The 2,076-nt window shown below is 72.5% G+C and carries 2 protein-coding genes; both read left to right on the forward strand.

The features are described 5' to 3' along the window. On the forward strand, positions 1-1,218 hold a 1,218-nt coding region (locus WA805_RS29910; RefSeq protein WP_425243997.1), incomplete at its 5' end, for an ATP-binding cassette domain-containing protein. Between the two features lie 412 nt (positions 1,219-1,630). Continuing rightward, a partial coding sequence (locus WA805_RS29915) for an RNA polymerase sigma factor (protein WP_425243998.1) occupies positions 1,631-2,076 on the forward strand: 446 nt, incomplete at its 3' end.

Raw genomic sequence — 2,076 nt, forward strand, 5'->3', positions numbered from 1 at the left:
GAGCAGCAGCGGATCGCGCTCGCCACCGCGCTGGCGAACCGGCCGCGCGTGCTGCTGGCCGACGAGCCGACCGGGGAGCTGGACACGGCGGCGGCGGCGAGCGTGTTCGATGCCCTGCAGACAGCCAACGCCGAGCTCGGCGTCACCATCCTGCTCGTCTCCCACGACCCGGCCGTGGCCGAGCGCGTCCGCCGCACGGTCGCGATCAGGGACGGCCGCACCAGCACCGAGCTGCTCAGGCACGACACGACCGACGAGGCGGGGAACGCGGCCACCAGTGCGGTGGAGTACGCGGTCATGGACCGGGCCGGCCGCGTCCAGCTGCCGCGCGAGATGACGCGGCCGCTCGGCATGCGGGAGCGGGTGCGGCTCGAGTCCACGCCGGACCACATCGGCGTCTGGCCCGACCGCGCGCGGGAACCGGATGAGCCCGATTCGCCGGCGGCGGCGGCGCCGCCGGCTTCTATCGCCGCGGAGCCGACTTCTGCGGCAGGGCCAGCCACCACAGTGCGGTCACGGGAGCGGGCGCCGCTGCCGCCCGGCGACACAGTGGTGGCGGCGACAGACATCACGCGTACGTTCGGAATAGGAGATTCTGCGGTTCAAGCGCTGCGCGGAGTCACCTTCACCGTCGCAGCAGGCCAGTTCGCCGTGCTCTACGGCCGGTCGGGGTCAGGAAAGACCACCCTGCTGAACATCGTGGGCGGTCTCGACCGGCCGACGAGCGGCGCGCTGCGCGTCGCCGGGTGCGACCTGGCGGCGGCGAGCGACCGGGAGCGCACCGCGCTGCGGCGGGACGAGGTGGCGTTCGTGTTCCAGTCGTTCGGGCTGATCCCGATGCTGTCCGCGGCGGAGAACATCGGCATCCCGCTGCGCGTCACCGCGACCGCCCGGGATGCCCGCGAGGAGCGGGTGGGGATGATGCTCAACGTCGTCGGGCTGGATTCGCACGCGGCGCACCGGCCGAACGAGCTTTCCGGCGGCCAGCAGCAGCGTGTCGCGATCGCCAGGGCGCTGGCCGGGCAGCCGCGGCTGCTGATCGCGGACGAGCCGACCGGGCAGCTGGACCACGAGACCGGTCAGCAGATCATCCGGCTGCTGCGCACCGTGGTGCGGTCCGAGGGGCTCACCGCGCTCGTCGCCACCCACGACCCGTCGCTGGCGGACCAGGCGGACGTGGTGATCCGGCTCGAGGACGGGCGGCTAGCCGACGACTGACCTGGGCTTATCCGGGCCGGAAAATTTCTCGAAGAAATCCAGGAAAAACTGTTGGCGCCTGGCGGGCCGGCGGCTCATACCTGCGTGGGCCGGGGACGCCGGTCCCGGCCTGCCGCCGCGGGGACGGTGGGCCGGGACCGGTCCGCAGCGAGCGGTGCCAGCCGACGCCGGAGTGGGGCGCCGGACGGAACCGAAGACGGCGGCGAGGCCTGGATGAGGGCTCGGAGGGGGGTTCTCATCCGGCCTCATGGGTCAGCGGCGCCCGGCGGCGGGGACGGCGGCGACACGGATGCGTAACAGGGGCGCGCATCCGTCCCACAGCTGTTACCGCGAGGCCCTAAGTTAACGAATTAGTATCCCGACGAATGCGGTCACTCCGTTACCGCTTGGCACAAAGAGGCGCAGCGACCGAATGCTCACGCGCGACAGCGAGCTTGTCGCGTCCATCGTGGCAGGAGACCCCAGCGGGCTCGCCGCTGCCTACGACAGGTACGCAGAACCGCTCTACAAGTACTGCCGGTCCATGCTCAGCAATCCCGCCGACGCCGCCGACGCCGTCCAGGACACGTTCGTCATCGCCTCGTCCCGGCTGGCGGAGCTGCGCGATCCAGGCCGGCTCCGCGCCTGGCTGTACGCCGTCGCGCGCAACGAATGCCTGCGGATCCTGGGGTCGCCGCGGCCCGCGCCGCGGCTCACCGTGCCGCCGGGCATGGCGGACACCGTCATCGACATCACCGAGGGAGCGGCCGAACGGGCCGAACTGCGTGCCCTGCGCACCACCGCCGCGCGCGGCCTGAACCCGGCCGAGCGCGAGGTCCTCGAGCTGAAGCTGCGGCAGGGCCTGGAGGCCGCCGAGGT

Source organism: Trebonia sp. (assembly GCF_049794275.1).
Taxonomy (GTDB): Bacteria; Actinomycetota; Actinomycetes; order Streptosporangiales; family Streptosporangiaceae; genus Trebonia.